We start from the raw sequence: 20277 nt of genomic DNA on the forward strand, positions 1-20277 counted from the left end.
ACGTGAAATTATTTGTTTGGATGAGTCATGTTTGAAACGTTGACCCATTTGTCAAAATCTGCTTTGTTAATATTAAAGTGTTTAGCTGATTCCTTTAGAGTGGTGTTATTTTTTTCAGCCCATTGGGCGATTTTGGCACTCTTTTCGTAACCGATGTGAGGGCTTAGAGCGGTCACTAGCATTAGAGAGTTATTTAATAGTTCGTTGATGCGATCGACGTTGACGGTTAAACCATCGACTAATTTTTCGGTGAATGATTTGATTGATTCATTCAATAATTCGGTACTTTCTAAGAAGCTGTCGATGATGATTGGCTTGTAGACGTTCATTTCGAAGTTACCTTGGCTGTTAGCAAAAGTAATGGTAGCGTCGTTTCCAAAGACCTTCGCTGAGACCATCGTCAATGCTTCGATTTGAGTGGGGTTGACCTTACCGGGCATGATTGATGATCCCGGTTCGTTACTTGGAATTGATAGTTCGTTGTATCCAGCACGTGGTCCGGAAGAAAGAAAACGGATGTCGTTTCCAATCTTGATTAAATCGGATGCTAACGTCTTAAAAATACCGTGAACCGAAGTGATTTCGGAATGGTCGGCTAGTCCGTGGAACTTGTTTTCTGCCACTTTGTAGTTGGTTTTTTCGTTATGATTGATGGTCTCAACAACGTCTTGGTCAAATCCGCGCTTGGTGTTTAGACCAGTACCGACGGCGGTTCCACCGATTGGTAATTCTAGTAATGATTGTTTGATGGCGTTTAGCGTCACAACGTCGTGTTCTAGTGTTGATTTCCAACCACTGATTTCTTGGCCTACTGTAATAGGGGTAGCATCTTGTAGGTGGGTACGGCCAATCTTGATGATTGATGCAAACTCAGTTTGTTTCTTATCAAATGATGCGATTAAGTTTTTAACTGTTTTAATGACACTATTGGTGGCTTGATATGCTGCCATCATCATGGCAGTAGGGAAAGTGTCATTTGAGCTTTGTGATTGATTGACGTGATCATTTGGATGAACATGGGCGTTTGGATGTAGTTGGTTGGCCATATTTGCTACTACTTCATTGACGTTCATGTTGGTCTGAGTTCCACTACCAGTTTGATAAACGTGAAGTGGGAAGGCATCCTTATAATCGCCATCAATTAATTTATCGATTGCTTCATTGATGGCGATATACTTTTCATCATCTAGTGTTTTATTGTTGTGATTAACAAAAGCGACGGCTTTTTTAATCTTCAAAAGTGCATAGATAACTTCCATTGGCATGGTACGACCAATGTTAAAATTAAGTAGACTACGTTGCGTTTGGGGGCCAAATAAAGCGTCTTTAGGGACTTTAACCTCACCTAATGAATCGTGTTCAATGCGAAATTCCATCATATCAAGTCCTTTTATTAGAATATACGATAATTATAGCCATTTTCCTTAGCTCTTACTACCGAAAACATTATCCAAATGATACAATAGAATATACATATTATGTAGGAGTAGCAATATATCATGCATATAGACTTAAGATTTTTTATCGCTGAACTACTTGTCTTATGGATGCCGTTATCCATCGTAGTTTTGGTGTCAGAATTGCTTAAATTTAACTGGTTTCTGACTGGATTGTTATTACTATTGGTATACTTCTTGGTAGTCTTGTTTAACAGGGCTAACAGGGTGGTTTATTTTCTTTTCCACGTGCAAAAGCAATCAAGTAACCAATTGTTAGAATCAATCATCTTCTTTTTGGTGCTATTAATTTCAGTGATTCTGTCAGTAAAACTATTTGACGATTCCGCGGTCGGAATTATTGTGTTTATGTTGATCAGCACACTAGCTGGTTCTGTCGTAATTGACGCAAAATAACCACAGATAGTTTCAAAAATAAAAATAAAAAATTTAATATTTAATTATTACTGTAATTTCGGTAATTTGACCCCTATCTCGACTTTTGAGACCCTTGCAAAAAATATTGAGCATGGTAGTATATATAGTGTTGTTTTTAAGAAAGAACACTATATATTGTATGCATACATATTTTAGGTTCCAAATATAGAGATAGGGGTTTTTCATTGTGTCAGCTTATTTTAAATTTTTGGCCCACCAACTAAAGGGTTGGCCACAACAAAATTACTACTTATTCTTCTTTAGTTTAGGTGCTCAAGTTATGACATTGGTAAATGCACCAATTACATGGCTTTCAATTTTAACTTTCATCGGTACTACCTTAGGGGTACTATGTGTCCTTGCAATTAACGCTGCTAAGTCAGTTAACGGGGTGTTGGGAATTCTATCAGCAATTTGTTTCATCATTGTTGGTTTCTCAGCAAAGAACTACTTAAGTATCGGTGAACAATTAGCATACGTTATTACATTAGACATTCCAGTGCTATTAAGTACAGACTGGAACGTGAACATGGTTTCAAAGATTAGAAAGTTCACTGCTAAGAGTTGGGCAATTTCAATTATCTTCACTCTAGCCGTTTACCTAATTTCTGGTTTCGCAATCAAAGCACTTACTAACGAACCACGTCCATTCTACGATGCCTTTAGTTTTGCTGTTTGTTTAACTGCCGGAATCATCTGTTTCCTACGTTACAACAACCAATACTTCTGGTGGTTAGCTTCAGGTCTAGCCCAAGTCGTTCTATGGTTCATCACATTCAGAGAAGGATCAGCAACTCTTGCGATGTTTGTTAACTCAGCAATTTACGTTGCTAACGATATCCTAGCCTTCACTGTTTCTCCATGGTTCAACGAACGCGAAAAGAAACGTTTAATGAAGGAAGAACAAGCTTACGCTGAAAAAGTGGAAGCTGACGCTTAATAATCACAAAAAAAGCTACCAATTATTGGTAGCTTTTTTATTATGCTTTGATATCTGTATCGATGATGATTCGAACACGTGAATCGTTAATGTTGAAGTCATCATGAATTTCTAGTAATTGGTTAAATGTTTCATCCTTAACACCGTTGATGGACTTGTTTTTGATGTTATCCAATGTAATATCATCATTGAAATAGTCCTTGGCTAGTGCAAGAGAGAACTTAATCATATTGTCTGAATCAAAGAAAATCTTATTCTTGTAGACGTCAAAAATACGGGTGTCGTATTCAAATTTTTCGTCTGCGCTTAGTTGTCGATCCTTTAATTCCAATGGACTCTTACCGGCTAATAATAGGTATGAGTAGCAGTTTGTTTCATTATTAATTAGTTTGTAGAATGTAAACGTCAATTGAGGTTCGATGTTTAGACCACAAACGTCATAAATTTCCGCTCCCATGTCGATTAGGGTATATCCTTCGCCTAGCATTAATGAAAGATGATTGTGTTCTTCGAACAATGGTAGGTGGGCTGGTAGGAACTCTTCGAAGCTGGTTTGTTCAAACCCGTGGTTAGAGTTGAATTCACGAATGCCGTTTAGCTTTTCGGTAGTGGCATCGGTTGGAAACATTTGAACATTTGCATCGTATTTGTTTTCAATCTTGTCAAAGCTCATCTTCTTGAATGTTCCGATGGGACTATCGATTAGAGCGTGTGACATTGATTGACCGATAAGGTAGTCGGTAGCAAAGATTGGATCCTTGCTGTCAGTCATATCGGTCATTTCTTCGATTGCCTTTTGAGCTGGACCATAGAAACGATCGCCTTCAACACTGTTGTTCAAGGCGCGTTCCATTAGTTCGTTTGCTTCGGCAATGTTGCCGTTATTCATTAGGATTTTACCTAAGTAATAGTTGGCAGCCACGTACTTGCTATCGTATAAGATTGCTTGTTGAAATAGATGTACTCCGGTTGGATCTAATGATGAGCCGGATTCTGTAAAAATAATTCCTAGTTTAGTTAAAATTTCAGAACGACTTGGAATTTTTCCTTCGATTTCTTCAGTAGTCATAACCCCTGCTGGGTATTGTGAGATAGCAGAGCTTAGTAAAGAAATGGCGTCGTCTCTTTTATTGTCATCGATACATTGTGTAGCTAATTCGATGAATTTATTTAATTGTTGGGCTTTGTCTTTACCCAATTCAATAGCGTCCATTTGAAAACTCCTGACTTGAATTTATATATCTATTATAATCATTTTTGCGAAAATAAAAAACTTTACTATTAATATGGATTTATGTAATATTGAAGCTAATCAAAAGGGGGAAGCGAGGAGATAGATTGAAAAGACTGAAATGGCTGGCTTCGATTGTCTTGCCATTGGTTGCTTTGATGTGGTTTGTACCAGTTACAACGCATGCAGAAAGCACCAATCCAACACCTACCAAAGAGTATGTTGTTGATGATTATGCCAATATATTGACTGATAAGACAAAACAATTGGTAATTAATAAAGAAAAAGAATATCAAAAAACTAAAACACAACCTCAAATTGTCATGATGACCGTGAAAAGTACCGGGAATCAAGATATTGACGGCTATTCCGATAGCTTGCTAGACAACGCTAGATGGAAATTTGGTAAGAAAGGTTTGGACAATGGGGTATTAATCCTATTTGCCCAAAACGGTGGTAAGAACAATGTCCGTATCTCCACCGGATACGGTGTTGAAGACATCCTACCAGATGCTACCACCAACCAAATCCTACAGGCTAACAAGTCGTTGTTGAAATCAAGCAGCAACGATGAGATTAACCAAGGATTGCAAAATACCTTTAACCAGGTATCCACTATTCTAGACAAGCGCTATGCCAACAAGTCATTAAATGACGCCAAGGCAGAGGCAGAGAAAAATAATAACAACACATTTGCCGGTGTTTTATTGGCACTCGTGATTTTAGTTATTATTGGAACTGCCATCTGGGTATTAAAGAGTAATGGCGATGACGACGATAACCACCGTAATGGCGGTGGCGGCGGTGGTCGCTATGATTCCGGAGATGCATTCTTATTAGGCGCATTGCTCGGTGGATTAGGTGGCTCCGGTAGAGGCGGTTCATTTGGTGGTGGATCATCAGGTGGATTTAGCTCGTCTGGAGGCGGCGGAAACTTTGGGGGCGGAGGTTCCTCAATTTAAATTAAGGAGATAAATTATGATTGAAAATAAACCATTTTACAAAAAAGGCTGGTTCATATCACTAGCAGTTGTTGTCGTTTTATTATTTGCTTTAATTGGTGGCTTCATCAAGTCTGCTAACAGCATGGCTACCAGTGAACAAGGCGTTGAAGAACAATTAGGTCAAGTCCAAACAGTCCTACAACGTCGTGCTGATTTAATCCCTAACTTGGTTAACGCCGTTAAGGGTCAACAAAAACAAGAAAAATCAGTATACAGCGACATCACTAAGGCGCGTACTCAATACTACAACGCCAAGAACCAATACAATAATGCCAGTTCAACTTCCGATAAGGTAAACGCCTTGAACACTCAAGAACGTTCATTGAACATCTTGGTTGGATCAATTAAGGAAGCATATCCAAACCTTGCATCTAACTCAAACATGCAAACATTAATGGTTCAACTAGAAGGTAGTGAAAACCGTATCAGTGTTGAAAGAAACAGATACAACCAAGCAGCTAGGGCTTACAATGACAAGATTGTTAAGTTCCCAGGTTCAATTGTTGCTGGAATGACTGGTCACAAGAAGGTTAACTACTTCACAGCTGATTCAAACGCTCAAAACGCACCATCAGTTAACTTCTAATTATATATACGCAAAAATAAAAAACGTTGAGATTAATTTCTCAACGTTTTTTTATTACTTCACGATGTCGATAGCTTTATTAACTTTCTTAGTGTGAATTTGTGATAGTGATAGTTTGTTGTGCTTTTGACTGATAACGGATTTCTTAGTGTAGTTGTCTTGAGTAACTACCAGTATATCTTCGTTGTTACCTTTATCGACCAATTGAAAGGCATCTGGACTAGTTACGATAATTGTTTGATGTGGGCGAATGGGTTCGTTTTCCCAACTTTGTTCATAGCGATTCAATTTGGCTTGTTCATTGGCATTCTTGTTGGTGTAAGCAGATGAGTAGGCAAGTGGTTGATCTAGCTTCTTGTCCTTACCATCAACCTTAGCTGAAGCTAGTAGTTTAGTGTTGTTTACGATTTGGCCAGCGGTTAACATCTTATCTGAATTGTTAGTGGCTTTGAAACTGTATAGAGCCATGTCGAAACGTTTCTTACCATTGTTATCGTAGCTAGTACCACGATAGGTCTTGTAGAAAGTAATGCTACCTTTTTTAGTGACCAGTTTAGTTTGGTTGTTTTCGTTTATTAATTTAACGTACTTAGTGGGTTTAGTTGATTGATCCGCTTCTTGCTTAGTCTTGGAATTTGAACATGCGCTAAGTGTTACAACTGCTAATAAAGCAAATCCAATAATTGATAATTTTTTCATATTGCGCCTCCACGTAATTTATACAACTTTATTTTAGCACTTTTTATCGCAAATAAAACGGCTACCCCCAGTGGATAGCCGTTAAGTTTTTATTAAATTTTGGCTTCCTTATGACCGGAAGTCTTGCAGATGATTAATCCGATGATGGCACCAACGATAGCTGGAATTACCCAGTCCATACCAATTGAGGCAAACGGTAAAATCTTTTGTTCCGCATTGATTAATGCACGGATGAAAGAGATGTTTGAGATAACTGGTGGAAAGGCTGCCAACATATCGAAGAATGCTGGGATTAGAGTAAAGATAATGGTGAATAGGTAAACGTTTCTATCCTTTTTAAATAGTGGTGAGCATAGTGCTAGGATGATTAATACAATTGCAAATGGATATAGGAACATCAATACTGGAGTTGACCAAGTGATGATAAGTGATAGACCTTCGTTTGCAATGATAAATGATACGAAGCAGTTAAATGCTAACCATTGGTGGTATGAGAAACGAGGGAAGTGTTCGTGGAAATCTTGGGCGAACGCAGCAACAAGTCCTACGGCTGTGGTAACACAGGTTAGAGTCATCAATGTTGCTAGTAAGGCGTGGCCGGTAATTCCTAAGTAGTGACCCATGAATTGGTTGAAAGTAGTTCCACCGTCATCAGTACTAATCTTGAATAGGTTCAATGAAGTGGCACCAATCCAGATTAGGATGATGTAGATGATTCCAACCAATGCTTCGGAGATTAGACCGGCTCTGGCAGTTACCTTTGCATTTGACTTAGGAGATGTCTTTCCTAGTTGGTTAACAGCGGAAACAACGGTAACCCCAAAGGCTAAACCAGCCAATGCATCCATGGTGTTGTAACCCTGCAAGAAACCATTGAAGAATGATTGGTGTTGGTAAGCTTGGGTAACTGGTTGTGCTGAAGCAGCACCCATTGGATGTAAGAATGCCAATAAGAAGGCTAGGAACAATAGTGCCAAGAATAATGGGTTTAAAATCTTACCTAGGTTATCGATGATACTTGATGTTCGATATGATAGATAGAATGTAGCAATGAAGAATAGTGCGGTGAAGATAAACATTGCTAGTTTGATGTAGTGATCAGGGATGAATGGTTGAATCCCAACTGTGAAGTTAACGCTGGCAGTTCTAGGTGTGGCAAACAATGGTCCCAATGTTGAATGAACTAATACCAAGAAAATGATTGCAAATACTGGTCCCAGTGGTTTGGCAATGTCGTATACTCCCTTGGCACGAGAGATACTGATTGATAGAACTGAAAGTAGTGGTAATAATACCCCGGAAGCTAGAAAACCTAGCATGGCAGGTACCCAGTTGGCACCTGATAATTGACCCAAGTGAATTGGGAAGATTAGGTTACCCGCACCGAAGAATAGTGCGAATAGCATTGAACCGATGATTAGATATTGTTTGATTGACAATGGTTTTGTATTAATGTCTTTGATTTCGTCTTGCATAATAAGCGCTCCTTTAATAATTGTGTTCTTGATTTGTTATATGTGCTAACTACTCACAACGTTTTTCATAACCATCATCTCCTTTTTTTAAAGCAATAAAAAAGCACCCTTAGCTCGTATTGAACCAAGGGTGCTTTGTGCACGGTACCACCTTTAATTGCTAGACAAATAGTCTAGCCACTTCACGTACTAACATACGCTAACACTGTAATGGGTGTACCCAATATACGTTACTCTCCAACGGATTTCGGTATATAGCTCCAAAGATACTTTCGCAATTTAGTAGTTATCCCGTTTCCAGAAAGTAGGGACTCTCTTGAACTAGCCGAATTGTTACTCTGCTTTTTCATCGCTTTTTTAAACTGATTTATTGAATATAAAAAATATATCAGCAAAATTTATGAAAGTCAAATTTTATTTTAGAGAATCTAATTCATCAGTAGAAATGAATTTCTTGTCTACTAATTCAGGATGACTTTGTTTAAAGACGTATTCCTTAATTGGTTGCTTGGTAGGAACCGATGTGTAGATCTTGAAATCAGTGAACTTGTCGGCGTTACTTGTGACCATGACATTATAACTTTCGTCACCATTAACCTTAAGTGTAGCAGGCCAGTATGTGTTGATTTCATATAATGATCTGATGTACACGGCGTTAGTTGTACGGTATCTTTCCATTACCAATGGACCTGGACCAGATACTGGGTCGGTTGGATGATCACCCCTAAAGATGTAGTCGCCGACTTGAATCTTGGCTTGATTACCGTAGTACCAGTCACCGTAGAAATCACGGGTGATTGGTTTGTAGATTGGACTAGCAGGAATTGGAATAGTGTATTGCTTTGGTTGTTCTTTTTTCTTAGCAGTTTCTTTTTTGCTGCTTGAACTAGATGACATAGAAGATGAACTACTGCTAGTTGATACAGTAGAACTTGTTGCCTTTGAGCTGCTTGATTCAGCAGTATTATGGGTTTGATCGTTATTTTTAACTGATGCAAACGCCACTGTTCCTAGGATTAAAACAGCAACAATTGATATAACAGAAATGATTACTTTTTTACTGTTCAAAATAGCACTTCCTTTCTTACTTAAGTATGTTATCACTCTTGAACAATAAAAAAAGAGTTGAACATTTCGCTCAACTCTGATTGTTTGTTTAAACGTTAGTCTGTAACGGTTTGTAAATATTTTTTATTTTTGTACCAGTGACACATTAGGCCAAGTAGTAAACCTACGACCGCAAATGGTACCCAATCCATTCCGATTGATGCCAATGGAAGATAACTTTGTTGGAAGTTGCCGACCATTTTGGCAAATGCACTTTGTGATACGACTGGTGGAAATGATGCTAACATGTCCATCAATGCTGGCACAGTGGTTAATAATACGACCCAGAAGTAGACGACTGAATCACGTTTGAATAGTGGTGAGAATACTGATAGTAGGATTAATACCATTGCGAATGGGTATAGGAACATTAGCATTGGAGTTGACCATTGGATGATGGTATCTAGTCCAAAGTTAGCAGTTAGAAATGATGCGGCACACATTAGTCCTAACCATTGAACGTAGCTTAATGCTGGGAAATGTTTGTGGAAATCTTGGGCGAATGCGGCAACTAATCCCATCGCAGTAGTTAGACATGTAAGGGTTAGTAGTGTGGCTAGTAGTGCGTGTCCAGTTGCACCTAGGTAGTAAGTCATTAATTGGTTAAAGGCAACACCACCATCTGCTGATGCCTTGAAATGACCTAGGGTAGTGGCACCCAACCAGATTAGGACAACGTAGATTAATCCGACTAGTGCTTCGGCTAGGAAACCGGCTTTGGCAGTTACTTTGGCGTTGCTAAGTGGGTTAGTCTTACCAAGTTGGTTAACGGCGGTTACGACAGTGACACCGAAGGCAAGTCCGGCTAGGGCATCCATGGTGTTGTAACCTTCCAAGAAACCATTGAAGAATGATCCACTTTGATAAGCTGCGGTGACCGGTTGGATACCTGCTGAGCTCATTGGATGTAGAAATGCCAAGAAGAATACTACGAATAGTAATACTAAAAAGATAGGGTTCAATAGTTTACCAACACTAGCCATGATTGATGATTCCTTGTATGAAAGAAGGAATGCGGCTAGAAAGAATAGAAATGAGAATACTAGCAAACCATAGTGCATAAAGTTACTTGGTAGTAATGGTTGAACACCGACTGCAAAAGGAACGGTAGCGGTACGAGGGGTACCAAATAAAGGTCCGATGGTAGCGTGGATTAATACCATGAATACCAATGCAAATGTTGATCCCAGTGGGGTTCCAATGTCATAGACACCCTTTGAACGAGTCACACTGATGGCTAGAACTGATAGTAAGGGTAATACCACTCCTGTACATAAGAAACCAAGCATGGCGGTGAACCAATGAGCACCAGCTAGTTGGCCTAAGTGAAGTGGGAAAATTAAGTTACCAGCACCAAAGAATAGTGCGAATAACAGTGAACTGACGACTAAATATTGTTTTACTGATAATGGCTTTTTGTTTAAGTCTTCCATAAAAAATCTCCTTTAAAAATTGTATGTGTTTGAATTGAATCGCTATGTGTAAAATGTCAATCGGACTATCCATGCCATCATCTCCTTTTTTATGTATTAATTAACTGATTGCGGGGCACAAAAAAACGCCCTTAATCTAACTTTACAATTAGACTAAGGGCGTCATTCGACACGGTACCACCTTACATTCGTAGCTTAAAAAAGCTACCTTGACGTACTAACATACGCTGACGCTGTAAGGGGCGCTCCCCATGCACTTTACTTTTTGTTCAGTACATCGCTCGAAAGGGATTTTCGTAACCTGATCAACGCTTCCTTTCACCAGACGAAGCTCGCTTTGGTTGATGTCAGTTATTACTCAACTTTCTCATCGCAATCGTTTATTTGTCATTATATTAAAACTGGATTAGAAAAAAGTCAACTTAATATTTTTTGAATGCGAAAAAGCGTCTCAATCTTTTTGTTACTTTCTTATTATGTTTACTGTTTTTTGTTAGTATAAGTTGGCCGTGTTCTATGATGCATGTATAAGCATTTTTATATGGAAATCTAAATAGGGGACGTTTTACATACAAAGATAGTCCATCATCTGGATCGCAGCTGCAGAATTTTATGTTCTTGTATGGGACAGTTAGAATATAGGCTATATTACTTTTATCATTAAGGTCTATTGATTCATGGATAAAATATAAACTTTCCATGCCAGGTTCATAAAGTTCCATCTTTACTTCGAAGAATCCCTTTCCAAATATAAAACGATTATCAGTAGCGGATGATAAATAGTTCTTTTCGTTTTGCATCCTTACATTTTTTAATGTTACCTCAGGGTAGAGATGTTTACCCTTTTTAATAATGACACCAGTAAAGAAATCTATTATTTCTTTACGATGATTCATTTTTTGTGTGAAACTTATTTTTTTACCAACGAAGAATAATATTGTGCTAGAAAATATCGTTAATAAAGTTCCGTAACTATTTAGTAATTTAATTAAATTCATTAAATTCATGTACTCTCTCCTAATATTTATACATTAATCAATTTTATACTTTTCTTAATAAACCTCTTGAAACGACAGTGATATAATATTAATATACTATAAACCAAATAATAGCTGTCAATTTTTCAGTATGCATAGAGGAGATATATACAATGAAGATTGATAATTATGTTCCAAAAAATCAACGAAGAGAAGTTTCTGACAAACGAATTCGTAATCTAAAAATTATGAGTAAAGTGGCTATCTTTACTTCATCACTAATGTACATTGCTTACATTCCAGAAATTATGCAAAACTTTTCTGGTAACCCAGTTAGCCCAATCCAACCATTCGTGGCCACTATTAACGCTACCTTGTGGACCCTATATGGTTGGTTTAAGACCTACAAAGATTGGCCTTTAATTATTTCAAATGTTCCGGGAGTTATTTTTGGTTTAATAACACTTGTTACAGTGTTTATTCATTAAAAAGGCTTATGACGACAGATCGTAAAACGGTCTGTTTTTTTGTTTGCAAAAAAGAACATTTGTTCGTATAATATATTTTACTGAAAGGAGGAACCCAAAATGGATTATTCAAATGAACCCAAAGGGGTCTTTATGGTCATTGATAATAAGTCGTTTTATGCCAGTGTTGAGTGCGTTCAATTAGGTTTAAATCCACTGACGGCTAGCTTAGTGGTGATGTCTGATCAAGACAATACCAACGGTGGATTAATCTTAGCATCGTCTCCGACAGCTAAGAGACGATTCCACATTACGAACGTGACTAGAAAGCGTGATTTGCCTTGGGATGATTCATTAATTGTGGTTCCTCCAAGGATGAATTTGTACATTCAAAAGAACTTGGCAATCAATAAAATTTTCCATGAGTTCGCCGATGAAGAACACTGTTTTCCATACTCAATCGACGAGACCATCTTGGATTTGACCCACACATGGCAATTGTTCGGCGATAGTCCTGCCCAAGTAGCCAGAAAAATTCAAAAGACGGTCAGACAACGCCTTGGTCTATATACGACCGTGGGAATTGGTGACAATCCAGTGCAAGCCAAGCTAGCGTTGGACTTGTTTGCTAAACACAATAAGGACCTAGTCGGCCAATTAAGCTATGACACTTTTGCCAAGAATGTTTGGCCAATTGAACCCATCGATAAGATTTGGAGTATTGGTAAACATACCGCTGAAAACCTAGCCAAACTAGGGATTCATAACCTAGGTGAATTGGCGAGAACAGATCCATATCAATTAAAGGCGCACTTAGGTGTGATGGGCTACCAACTTTTTGCGATTGCGTGGGGAATTGACCGTGCTCAATTAGATCAAAAGGTGCCAATCAAGGATAAGGGCTTGTCCAATTCCCAGGTACTACCAAGGGACTACAAGGACCAACACGAACTAGAAGTCGTTATTACTGAAATCGCCGAACAAGTGGCATCTCGTTTACGCCACAGAAAGAAACAAACCAGCTGTGTTCATCTTTACCTCGGCTTTTCGTACGCGGAAAGTGAAGGCAGCGATCGAACCAGCATTTCACACGAACAAAAAATTACCACGACTTCGGATAACCGTGAATTGGTTGGAGCAGTCATGGATTTATTCCATAAGTATTGGCACGGCGAAAGGGTCAGAAATGTCGGTGTCTCATATACCAGATTAAGCAGCAGTAATGCTCAACAATTAGACATTTTTGCCGATCCAGAGGTGCAAATTAAGAAATCAAAAGTCGATAAAGTAGCAGATGAAATCAGGGACAAGTTTGGCGCCACTGCCATCTTTAAAGGTCACAGTCTAGAAAAGGGTGGCACAATGTTAAAACGTTCCGGATTAGTAGGTGGTCACAATGGAGGAAATGCATATGACTAATCAACAAACAGCAAAATTAATACTAGATAGAGCAGAACCATTATTTAAGCGTGAATATAACGTTCAATACAGAATTAAAGTCGTATTTGATCATTACGACCATCAATTTAATTTCTACATGATTAGATACAAACCAGGTCACATCACGCGAGTAACACCATTGCACCACGTGGAAAGTACTTGGATTGCTGACTTGGAGGAAATCTTAAACCTAATCGAAAAGGACCTAAAGTTAACCATCGTGTTCACTGGATTCGAAGGCATTAAATGGGACAGTCGTAATTCCTACATTCAACGTCCCAAAAGAAAGGTCGGATAAAGTTGTTAAATCACCACATTGACGACAATACAGTGCAAAACTTCTTTGACTATTACTATCACGACAGAGGGATGCTAAAGTGGCAAGGATTTATGCTTTCTGATCACGTCAGTGCTCTTAGAAAAGAGCACAAGGAAGCCTTTGATGATAGCTTTATGTATATGGATTTTCAAAGTGTTCACGAGGAATTGGAACATAAGGGCGAAAACCATGCTAAAACAGAGATCACCTATGTTAATTATGATGGAAACAAGAGCGTAATAAACGGACTTGTAATGAACCTACAACCTAGCCAGGTTACAATTATGACTGAAGATGGTGAAATGGTATTATCCATCCAACAGATTTTGATTGTGCAATAATTATGTGGCAAAAAAGACACACCTTCTCAGCTCTGATATAATTAGTAGTAATAAATAAAGAGGTGTGATTGTCTGATGAACAAGAAGGCCAAACTTACATTGGGTCTATTTTTAATATCAATTGCATACATGTTATTTTTTATGCACCCAACAATTTGGCGTGATGAAAGTTTCACGATGGCATTGGTAGGACATAATTACGGGGATATAATCAGACTGGATTCGATGGATGTGCATCCACCGTTTTACTATATAGCATTAAGATTCTTCTTGAGTATTACTGCTTTTTGGACGAATTCGTTCTTCACGAAGGTCATTATTGCGCGATTATTTTCATACATATTAGCAGTCTTAACGTTTTTAACACTATCCAAGACGGTGAAAAACTTGGGCGTTCCAGGTGCCAACGCCATTCAATGGGCGGGATTCTTCCTAGCACCAAGTATTATGAGATATTCTACGCAGATTAGAATGTACGCTTTAGCAGCGTTGTTCTTAGCGTTAGTATTGAATCAATTGCAGCACTACGATAATTCGCAGAAGATTGGTCACATTTTCTTAGCGGTTATCTTTGCATCGTTTGCATCGTATACCCATTACTTTGCGGCTGTGGCAGCAGGATGGATGCTGTTCTTATACTTCGTTAAATTTCAATTTAATAGATACGACGGAAACGCCATCTTACGTGGGATTATCGTGTTTTTAGTGATGTTTATTCCATGGGGAGTTGTCGCATTTGCACAAGCCCAACAGGTGTCATCTTCCTACTGGATTCCACCAGTAAACGTCGAAAACATTATCAATAATTTTGTGAACTTATTTGCGGATGTTTTTACCGATAATGGTGGCCAATACTATGCGATTGCCTTTATGGTATTGCTAATCTATCCAACGATTTGGGCATATCTAAATATGTCAAAGAAGTTTAAATCAACACTAACCATTGTACTGTTGACATTTGTTCTAACCACTTTGACTGGAATTGCAATTTCAGTGGCGGTAAGACCAATTTACATTGCTAGATACGCTTATCCAGCATACGCAGTGGCAATCTTCTTCATGATGACGATTGTGTCCCAAATGATGAAGAAGCCACTTAGTCGTTTGTCCAACTACTTCACGACATCGATACTAGCAGTGGGACTAACCATCATTATCGGAATGAATGTTGGTTTCCTAGGCAGTAATCAGTTTAATAATTACATCATGCCTAGCTACAATTTAGCGGATTCGGTTGAACAATATAAGGAAAATCCAAATAATGTGATTCATCTAAATCCAAACCAAAGTCCAAATTCGATTGTTGAAAAAACTGTCTATATTAAATCAATTAATAAACGTGTTTATATAAAAAATTTCAATGTTGCAAGAATCCTAGGAAAAGATAATCAAAAGCTGTTCTATGGATTGTTTGATAACGTTGATCAAAGTTCAAGTAAATAGATAAAGGGGTTGTTATGAAAAATAACAACCCTTTTTTATTGGAAAATTTTTTTGTACAATTGAATATCCTGACTGTTGAGAGAGATAAATAAATTGAAAGGATACTTATTGATGAAAGAAAGAATAGATTCAGAAATTAACGACACTTCGAGCAACCGTTTGAAACGGTTCTGGTTGGAGCTGAAAAAGTGGTTAATTGTGATTGGCCCGGGGTTGATTGTTATGCTCGCCGATACCGATGCAGGGTGCTTAATTACGGCGGCACAATCCGGTGCTAGTTATGGTTATTCCATGATTTTACCTCAGTTGTTGTTAATTCCAATTCTATTTATGGTGCAAGAAATGACGGTTCGATTGGGAATTGTCACAAAGAAGGGTCATGGTGAATTGATCCGCGAATACTTTGGTAAATTCTGGGCATATGTCTCGGCGATTACCTTAATGATTTCAACCATTGGAGCGCTTTTGACCGAGTTTATCGGGATTGCCGGAGTTGGTGAATTGTTTGGTATTTCCAAATGGATTACCGTTCCACTAAGTACGTTTGTTCTCATCTTAATTGCCTTCTTAGGTAGTTACCGTCGTGTTGAAAAGATTGGGATTATCTTTGGTTTGTTTGAATTAACATTTATCATCGGAATTTTCATGGTTCATCCAAACATGGACTCCATCATGACTGGGATTCAATCAATTCCAATCCATGATGATGGTTATGTATATTTGGTAGCCGCAAACGTTGGTGCGGTAATTATGCCATGGATGATTTTTTACCAACAAAGTGCGGTAGTCGATAAGGGCCTAAAACGTCACATGATTAAAAAGGAACAGACAGATACAATGGTGGGAACATTCATTACCCAGGGGATTATGATTGGGTTCATCGTATTATTTGCCGCGACCGTTTTTCATAGTAAACTTCATGCCACCGAAGAAACGGTTGGTGACTTGGTAACCTCAATTGGTAGATATATCGGAATGGCACCCGCCAAAGCGATTATGGGATCTAGTATCCTAGGTGGGGCACTGGTTGCTGCCATCGTTGTTGTTTTAGCCGGAACATGGGGGATGACAGAGGTATTGGATTGGAAACACAGTTTAAACGAACGAATTAATCGTTCCAACTTAGGTTTTTATTCAATGTATTCACTGGTATTAATCATCAGTGCCTTGTTGGTATTATTTAACGAGGACTTAGTTTCAATTGCGATTACGGTCGAAGTAATTAACGCCTTGATGGTACCAATTGTGCTTGGTTTCTTATTAATGCTTGAAACCAAAGCGTTGCCAGATCGATACAAAATGAAGGGAATTTACAAAAAAATCGTAATTATTCTTTCATTAATTGTCATGGCTTTTGGTATCTACATGATTTTTCCAGTCTTGAATTTGTAATTATAGGCATATAGAATTAAGAGTTAAGTGGATTATGCAAAAATTATTGATGTATAATTGTTCACGGAAATTATGAATATTAATTATGAAAGAAAAGAGTGAGTGTTTTGAATAACGACGAAAACATGAGTCGAAGAAACAACAAAAACACATCCAAGAAACACATGAAGACTTGGAAAAAAGTTGTTTTATGGATTATTGGATTATTGATTGTATTATTGGGAGTAGGTGCATTTGCTGCTTACCATACAGTTAAGAAGACTGCCGATGCAGTATATCAACCTTCTGGAGCAAAGACGGTTAGGGATGCCGATTCACTTTTGAAGTCTGAAAAACCAGTATCATTACTATTTATGGGTACCGATACCGATTTTGATGGCAGAAGTGACAAGGGTCGTACAGATAGTATGATGATTGTGACCTTAAATCCAAAGACCAATACAACCACAATGGTAAGTATCCCACGTGATATGAAGGTTAATTTACCTGATTTCCCACAATACTCACCATCAAAAATTAATGCTGCCTACACTTATGGTGGTGCCAAAGAAGCAATTAATGCTGTCGAAAGTCACTTCAGCATTCCAGTCGACTATTACGTTACTTTGAGTCTAGGTGGACTTAAGAAGGCCATCGATCAAGTTGGTGGAGTTGATGTTGTTTCTCCGTTAACCTTTAGCTATGAAGGTCAACACTACACTAAGGGTAAGTTAGAACACATGGATGGAAACAAAGCAATATGGTTCTCCAACATGAGATATCAAGATCCACAAGGTGATTATGGTCGCCAAGGTAGACAACGATTAGTATTGGAGGCCCTAATGAAGAAGGCTATCTCATACAAAACAGTGATTAATTCTGACTTTTTGAACTCAATTTCTCATAACTTGAAAACTAATTTGACCATGAGCGACATGCTTCAATTAGCATTGCATTACAGAGGGACTAATAAAAACATTAAGAGTGATTACGCACATGGAACTGGTGAAATGCTAGACGGCGTATCATTCCAAGATGTTTCTGGTACTGAACAAAACAGAATTTCTAGCCTAATCAACGAAAGTTTAAAAGATTAAATAAAAAATAAAAAAGATACGACATTTTTGTCGTATCTTTTTTTATACATTTGTTCAAAAGGGAAAATTTAAATTGAGTTATAAAACGTTTAAATCTTAATTAGACTACAGTTATATTTGTCAAGTTCCCTTTTCTAGCGATTTTAAGGTGATATAATGAACAATTGTTTATAGTTTACTTAATGAAGACATTTAAAATAACTAATAGAAGGGTGCTTTATAGTGGAGAAACAAGAAACTAATTCTTTAGAAGAATTAAACAAAATCTTTCGCATTTTGTCTAAACATATCAAATTGATAATTACTACGGTTGTAATTACAGTATTGGTTTTTGCAATCGGAGTATTTTTTGTCGTTAAACCAAAATACCAAGCGACATCAGAAATTATCGTTAGCCAAAGATTGGATCGTGACGCTCAAGCAGCTGAACAACAACAAATTCAATCTACCGACTTGCAACTAGTTAATACATATAAGAGTATTTTGAGCAGTCAAACAGTTGGTAATTCAGTAAAGCATAAGGTTGGTAACAAGATTTATAAGGACAGTGAATTAAACGTTTCAACTGACACAAATTCACAAGTTATTAATATTAACGTTACTTCTCACGATGCAAAGCAAGCAGCTAGAATCGCTAACGTTACTGCTTCTACATTCAAATCAAAAATCAAGAACATTATGAATGTCAATAACGTCTCAATTATTTCAAAGGCTAGAGAAATTAAGAAGCCAATCTTCCCTAAGAAGGGGATTAGCCTACTAGCCGGTGCACTGGTTGGTATTATCTTAGGAATGTTCTTAGCACTATTGAGTGAATTCAACGATAAAACAATATCTACGACTGACTTTATCGAAAAGGACTTGGGTCTTATTAACCTAGGAACAATCAGTGATATTGACATGCAAACCATCAGTAAACAAATTAAGAAATAAAGGAAGAGTGTAATGGGATTATTTAATAAGAGTCCAAAGAAAAAATTAAATGATGACAGTTCCAAATTCGGGGTTAATTTGGTTGCTGAATTGTACCCAACTTCATCAGTATCTGAACAATTCAGAACTGTAATGACTAATATTTCATTCGCCAACATCAATGGTGAACTAAAGAGCATTATGGTGACCTCAAGTGATCCTTCAGAAGGTAAGTCTACTTTCAGTGCTAACTTAGCCGTTACTTACGCCAAGCAAGGTAGAAACGTTGTTTTAGTCGATGCTGATATGAGAAGACCAACGGTTCACAAAAGCTTTAACGTCAGCAACCAAAAGGGATTATCAACAATCTTATCTGGTAACTCAACAATTGAAGACACTATCAAATACACTTCAATTGATAACTTAAACGTAATTACCAGTGGTCCGATTCCACCTAATGCATCTGCATTACTAGGAAACCGCAAGATTATTGATATTATCAACAAGTTTAACAAGCCAAATGACTTGGTAATTGTTGATGTACCACCTGTTAACACAATGACTGATGCATCAATCGTTTCTACTACTGTTGACGGTACTATTTTCGTATTACCACAAGGCGTGGCAGAAAAGAAACGTGCCAAGATGGCCGTAGAACAACTAAAGAAGGTTAACGCCAACATCCTAGGTGGTGTGATGAACATGTCTAAGGACAACATCACCAACGATTACTATTACTATTATTCAAAGTAGGAGTTATTAAATGATTGATTTACATTGTCACATGTTGCCATCTGTAGATGATGGGGCAAAGACTATTAGTATGGCCTTGGATATGGCAAGGGAAGCCAAATCAGAGGGAATCAATAAAATCCTACTAACTCCCCATCACATGGATGGCGAATATATAAATCACAGAAAAGAAATCGAAAAAGAAGTCGCTAACTTACAAATGACTTTTAACGACAACAATATCGGTATTGAGTTACGTCCGGGTCAAGAGGTTCACATCAATGGTGACCTTTTGAAAGACATTGATGAAGACGACGTGTTATATGCTGACGGTATCAATAAGAAGTACATGATGCTTGAATTCCCACATAGTGGGGTGCCTGAATATGCAGAAGACATGATTTTTGAATTAAAGGTGAAGGGGATTATTCCAATCATCGTTCATCCGGAACGTAATCACGGAATTCAACAAGAGCCAGACATCTTATTTGATTTGGTTAGTCAGGGATGCCTAACTCAAATCACCGCTACCAGTTATGTTGGTGGCTTTGGTTCAACAATTCAACGTTTTACAGACAAGATTGTCGATGCTGGACTTGGGTTCATGTTTTCATCCGATGCCCATAACATGGAAGGTCGTCGTTTTAGAATGAAGGAAGCCTTTGACCGTTTGGCAGAAAAGAAGGGCAAAGACTTTGCCTTGCAATATGAACAAAATGCCGAAAAGGTTTGGAACAGCGAAACAATTGAAATAGGGAATATAGATAGAGTCAAGGAAGAAAGCACAGCTTCTAAATTCTTTAAGAAGCTTTTTGGGAAATAGAGAAGG

21 protein-coding genes and 2 other annotated features are annotated in these 20277 nt (G+C 37.9%); of the genes, 14 read left to right on the forward strand and 7 right to left on the reverse strand.

Annotated features, from left to right (window positions below; all coding sequences use genetic code 11):
* Positions 1-8: 8 nt before the first annotated feature.
* Positions 9-1379: a class II fumarate hydratase gene (locus ACOMA7_RS02995; RefSeq protein ID WP_421391871.1), complete on the reverse strand. Its 1371-nt coding sequence runs from the start codon at positions 1377-1379 to the stop codon at positions 9-11.
* 120 nt (positions 1380-1499) lie between these two features.
* On the opposite strand from ACOMA7_RS02995, the gene ACOMA7_RS03000 reads away from it, so the two are divergent.
* Positions 1500-1853 carry a hypothetical protein gene (locus ACOMA7_RS03000; protein ID WP_054608490.1) on the forward strand — a complete coding sequence of 118 codons (354 nt, stop codon included), beginning with the start codon at positions 1500-1502 and terminating at the stop codon, positions 1851-1853.
* A 208-nt stretch (positions 1854-2061) separates the two neighbouring features.
* Entirely contained in the window at positions 2062-2814 is a 753-nt protein-coding gene (gene pnuC / locus ACOMA7_RS03005; protein WP_034532248.1) for a nicotinamide riboside transporter PnuC, read from the forward strand.
* 40 nt (positions 2815-2854) lie between these two features.
* Here the strand turns inward: pnuC and ACOMA7_RS03010 are convergent, their stop codons facing one another.
* Positions 2855-4027: a tetratricopeptide repeat protein gene (locus ACOMA7_RS03010; RefSeq protein ID WP_421391875.1), complete on the reverse strand. Its 1173-nt coding sequence runs from the start codon at positions 4025-4027 to the stop codon at positions 2855-2857.
* Positions 4028-4152: 125 nt separating this feature from the next.
* Here ACOMA7_RS03010 and ACOMA7_RS03015 point away from each other — a divergent pair, with 125 nt between their 5' ends.
* Complete coding sequence (locus tag ACOMA7_RS03015) at positions 4153-5007, forward strand: TPM domain-containing protein (RefSeq protein ID WP_421391878.1); 855 nt, start codon at positions 4153-4155, stop codon at positions 5005-5007.
* Between the two features lie 16 nt (positions 5008-5023).
* Positions 5024-5635, forward strand: a complete 612-nt coding sequence (locus tag ACOMA7_RS03020; protein ID WP_051592219.1) for a LemA family protein — start codon at positions 5024-5026, stop codon at positions 5633-5635.
* A 54-nt stretch (positions 5636-5689) separates the two neighbouring features.
* Here ACOMA7_RS03020 and ACOMA7_RS03025 read toward each other — a convergent pair whose 3' ends face one another.
* The 5 genes from ACOMA7_RS03025 to ACOMA7_RS03045 all read right to left on the reverse strand — a co-directional run bounded on the left by ACOMA7_RS03025 (position 5690) and on the right by ACOMA7_RS03045 (position 11356).
* Positions 5690-6334 carry a hypothetical protein gene (locus tag ACOMA7_RS03025; protein WP_421391882.1) on the reverse strand — a complete coding sequence of 215 codons (645 nt, stop codon included), beginning with the start codon at positions 6332-6334 and terminating at the stop codon, positions 5690-5692.
* A 92-nt stretch (positions 6335-6426) separates the two neighbouring features.
* A complete protein-coding gene (gene brnQ / locus ACOMA7_RS03030) occupies positions 6427-7809 on the reverse strand; it encodes a branched-chain amino acid transport system II carrier protein (protein ID WP_414827076.1) in 1383 nt (460 codons plus the stop codon).
* Between the two features lie 123 nt (positions 7810-7932).
* Positions 7933-8168, reverse strand: a binding site (T-box leader).
* A gap of 55 nt (positions 8169-8223) precedes the next feature.
* Positions 8224-8877, reverse strand: a complete 654-nt coding sequence (locus tag ACOMA7_RS03035; protein ID WP_421391885.1) for a hypothetical protein — start codon at positions 8875-8877, stop codon at positions 8224-8226.
* 95 nt (positions 8878-8972) lie between these two features.
* The gene (brnQ, locus tag ACOMA7_RS03040; RefSeq protein WP_421391888.1) at positions 8973-10349 is read right to left on the reverse strand and encodes a branched-chain amino acid transport system II carrier protein; all 1377 of its coding nucleotides are present in this window, start codon (positions 10347-10349) and stop codon (positions 8973-8975) included.
* 152 nt (positions 10350-10501) lie between these two features.
* Positions 10502-10729 (reverse strand) — a binding site (T-box leader).
* A gap of 42 nt (positions 10730-10771) precedes the next feature.
* Positions 10772-11356, reverse strand: a complete 585-nt coding sequence (locus tag ACOMA7_RS03045) for a hypothetical protein (protein WP_421391890.1) — start codon at positions 11354-11356, stop codon at positions 10772-10774.
* 218 nt (positions 11357-11574) lie between these two features.
* On the opposite strand from ACOMA7_RS03045, the gene ACOMA7_RS03050 reads away from it, so the two are divergent.
* From ACOMA7_RS03050 to ACOMA7_RS03095, 10 genes are all read left to right on the forward strand, one after another.
* The gene (locus ACOMA7_RS03050; RefSeq protein WP_250232887.1) at positions 11575-11814 is read left to right on the forward strand and encodes a SemiSWEET family transporter; all 240 of its coding nucleotides are present in this window, start codon (positions 11575-11577) and stop codon (positions 11812-11814) included.
* A 99-nt stretch (positions 11815-11913) separates the two neighbouring features.
* Positions 11914-13212, forward strand: coding sequence for a Y-family DNA polymerase (locus ACOMA7_RS03055; RefSeq protein ID WP_301945325.1), 1299 nt, complete (start codon positions 11914-11916; stop codon positions 13210-13212).
* Positions 13205-13531, forward strand: coding sequence for a hypothetical protein (locus ACOMA7_RS03060; protein WP_054608482.1), 327 nt, complete (start codon positions 13205-13207; stop codon positions 13529-13531). Before ACOMA7_RS03055 ends, ACOMA7_RS03060 begins: the two co-directional genes overlap by 8 nt.
* Positions 13532-13533: 2 nt before the next feature.
* Positions 13534-13893 carry a hypothetical protein gene (locus tag ACOMA7_RS03065; protein ID WP_421391893.1) on the forward strand — a complete coding sequence of 120 codons (360 nt, stop codon included), beginning with the start codon at positions 13534-13536 and terminating at the stop codon, positions 13891-13893.
* A gap of 378 nt (positions 13894-14271) precedes the next feature.
* Entirely contained in the window at positions 14272-15336 is a 1065-nt protein-coding gene (locus ACOMA7_RS03070; protein ID WP_421391896.1) for a hypothetical protein, read from the forward strand.
* 111 nt (positions 15337-15447) lie between these two features.
* A complete protein-coding gene (locus ACOMA7_RS03075; RefSeq protein ID WP_421391898.1) occupies positions 15448-16728 on the forward strand; it encodes an NRAMP family divalent metal transporter in 1281 nt (426 codons plus the stop codon).
* 125 nt (positions 16729-16853) lie between these two features.
* Positions 16854-17804 (forward strand): LCP family glycopolymer transferase, encoded by a 951-nt coding sequence (locus ACOMA7_RS03080; RefSeq protein WP_421392076.1) that lies wholly within the window; start codon positions 16854-16856, stop codon positions 17802-17804.
* Positions 17805-18026: 222 nt separating this feature from the next.
* The gene (locus ACOMA7_RS03085) at positions 18027-18737 is read left to right on the forward strand and encodes a YveK family protein (protein WP_054608477.1); all 711 of its coding nucleotides are present in this window, start codon (positions 18027-18029) and stop codon (positions 18735-18737) included.
* A gap of 12 nt (positions 18738-18749) precedes the next feature.
* The gene (locus tag ACOMA7_RS03090) at positions 18750-19469 is read left to right on the forward strand and encodes a CpsD/CapB family tyrosine-protein kinase (protein WP_054608476.1); all 720 of its coding nucleotides are present in this window, start codon (positions 18750-18752) and stop codon (positions 19467-19469) included.
* A 10-nt stretch (positions 19470-19479) separates the two neighbouring features.
* Positions 19480-20271: a tyrosine-protein phosphatase gene (locus ACOMA7_RS03095; RefSeq protein WP_414827068.1), complete on the forward strand. Its 792-nt coding sequence runs from the start codon at positions 19480-19482 to the stop codon at positions 20269-20271.
* The last annotated feature ends 6 nt before the right edge of the window (positions 20272-20277 follow it).

Origin of the sequence: Apilactobacillus intestinapis (genome assembly GCF_049166695.1) — a bacterium.
Lineage (GTDB): Bacteria > Bacillota > Bacilli > Lactobacillales > Lactobacillaceae > Apilactobacillus > Apilactobacillus kunkeei_C.

Excerpts from the sequence above, each read along its gene's own strand:
- ACOMA7_RS02995 (WP_421391871.1), bottom strand. The coding sequence starts at position 1,379 with ATGATGGAATTTCGCATTGAACACGATTCATTAGGTGAGGTTAAAGTC.
- ACOMA7_RS03000 (WP_054608490.1), top strand. The coding sequence starts at position 1,500 with ATGCATATAGACTTAAGATTTTTTATCGCTGAACTACTTGTCTTATGG.
- ACOMA7_RS03010 (WP_421391875.1), bottom strand. The coding sequence starts at position 4,027 with ATGGACGCTATTGAATTGGGTAAAGACAAAGCCCAACAATTAAATAAA.
- ACOMA7_RS03020 (WP_051592219.1), top strand. The coding sequence starts at position 5,024 with ATGATTGAAAATAAACCATTTTACAAAAAAGGCTGGTTCATATCACTA.
- ACOMA7_RS03025 (WP_421391882.1), bottom strand. The coding sequence starts at position 6,334 with ATGAAAAAATTATCAATTATTGGATTTGCTTTATTAGCAGTTGTAACA.
- brnQ (WP_414827076.1), bottom strand. The coding sequence starts at position 7,809 with ATGCAAGACGAAATCAAAGACATTAATACAAAACCATTGTCAATCAAA.
- brnQ (WP_421391888.1), bottom strand. The coding sequence starts at position 10,349 with ATGGAAGACTTAAACAAAAAGCCATTATCAGTAAAACAATATTTAGTC.
- ACOMA7_RS03045 (WP_421391890.1), bottom strand. The coding sequence starts at position 11,356 with ATGAATTTAATGAATTTAATTAAATTACTAAATAGTTACGGAACTTTA.
- ACOMA7_RS03050 (WP_250232887.1), top strand. The coding sequence starts at position 11,575 with ATGAGTAAAGTGGCTATCTTTACTTCATCACTAATGTACATTGCTTAC.
- ACOMA7_RS03055 (WP_301945325.1), top strand. The coding sequence starts at position 11,914 with ATGGATTATTCAAATGAACCCAAAGGGGTCTTTATGGTCATTGATAAT.
- ACOMA7_RS03060 (WP_054608482.1), top strand. The coding sequence starts at position 13,205 with ATGACTAATCAACAAACAGCAAAATTAATACTAGATAGAGCAGAACCA.
- ACOMA7_RS03075 (WP_421391898.1), top strand. The coding sequence starts at position 15,448 with ATGAAAGAAAGAATAGATTCAGAAATTAACGACACTTCGAGCAACCGT.
- ACOMA7_RS03080 (WP_421392076.1), top strand. The coding sequence starts at position 16,854 with ATGAGTCGAAGAAACAACAAAAACACATCCAAGAAACACATGAAGACT.
- ACOMA7_RS03090 (WP_054608476.1), top strand. The coding sequence starts at position 18,750 with ATGGGATTATTTAATAAGAGTCCAAAGAAAAAATTAAATGATGACAGT.
- ACOMA7_RS03095 (WP_414827068.1), top strand. The coding sequence starts at position 19,480 with ATGATTGATTTACATTGTCACATGTTGCCATCTGTAGATGATGGGGCA.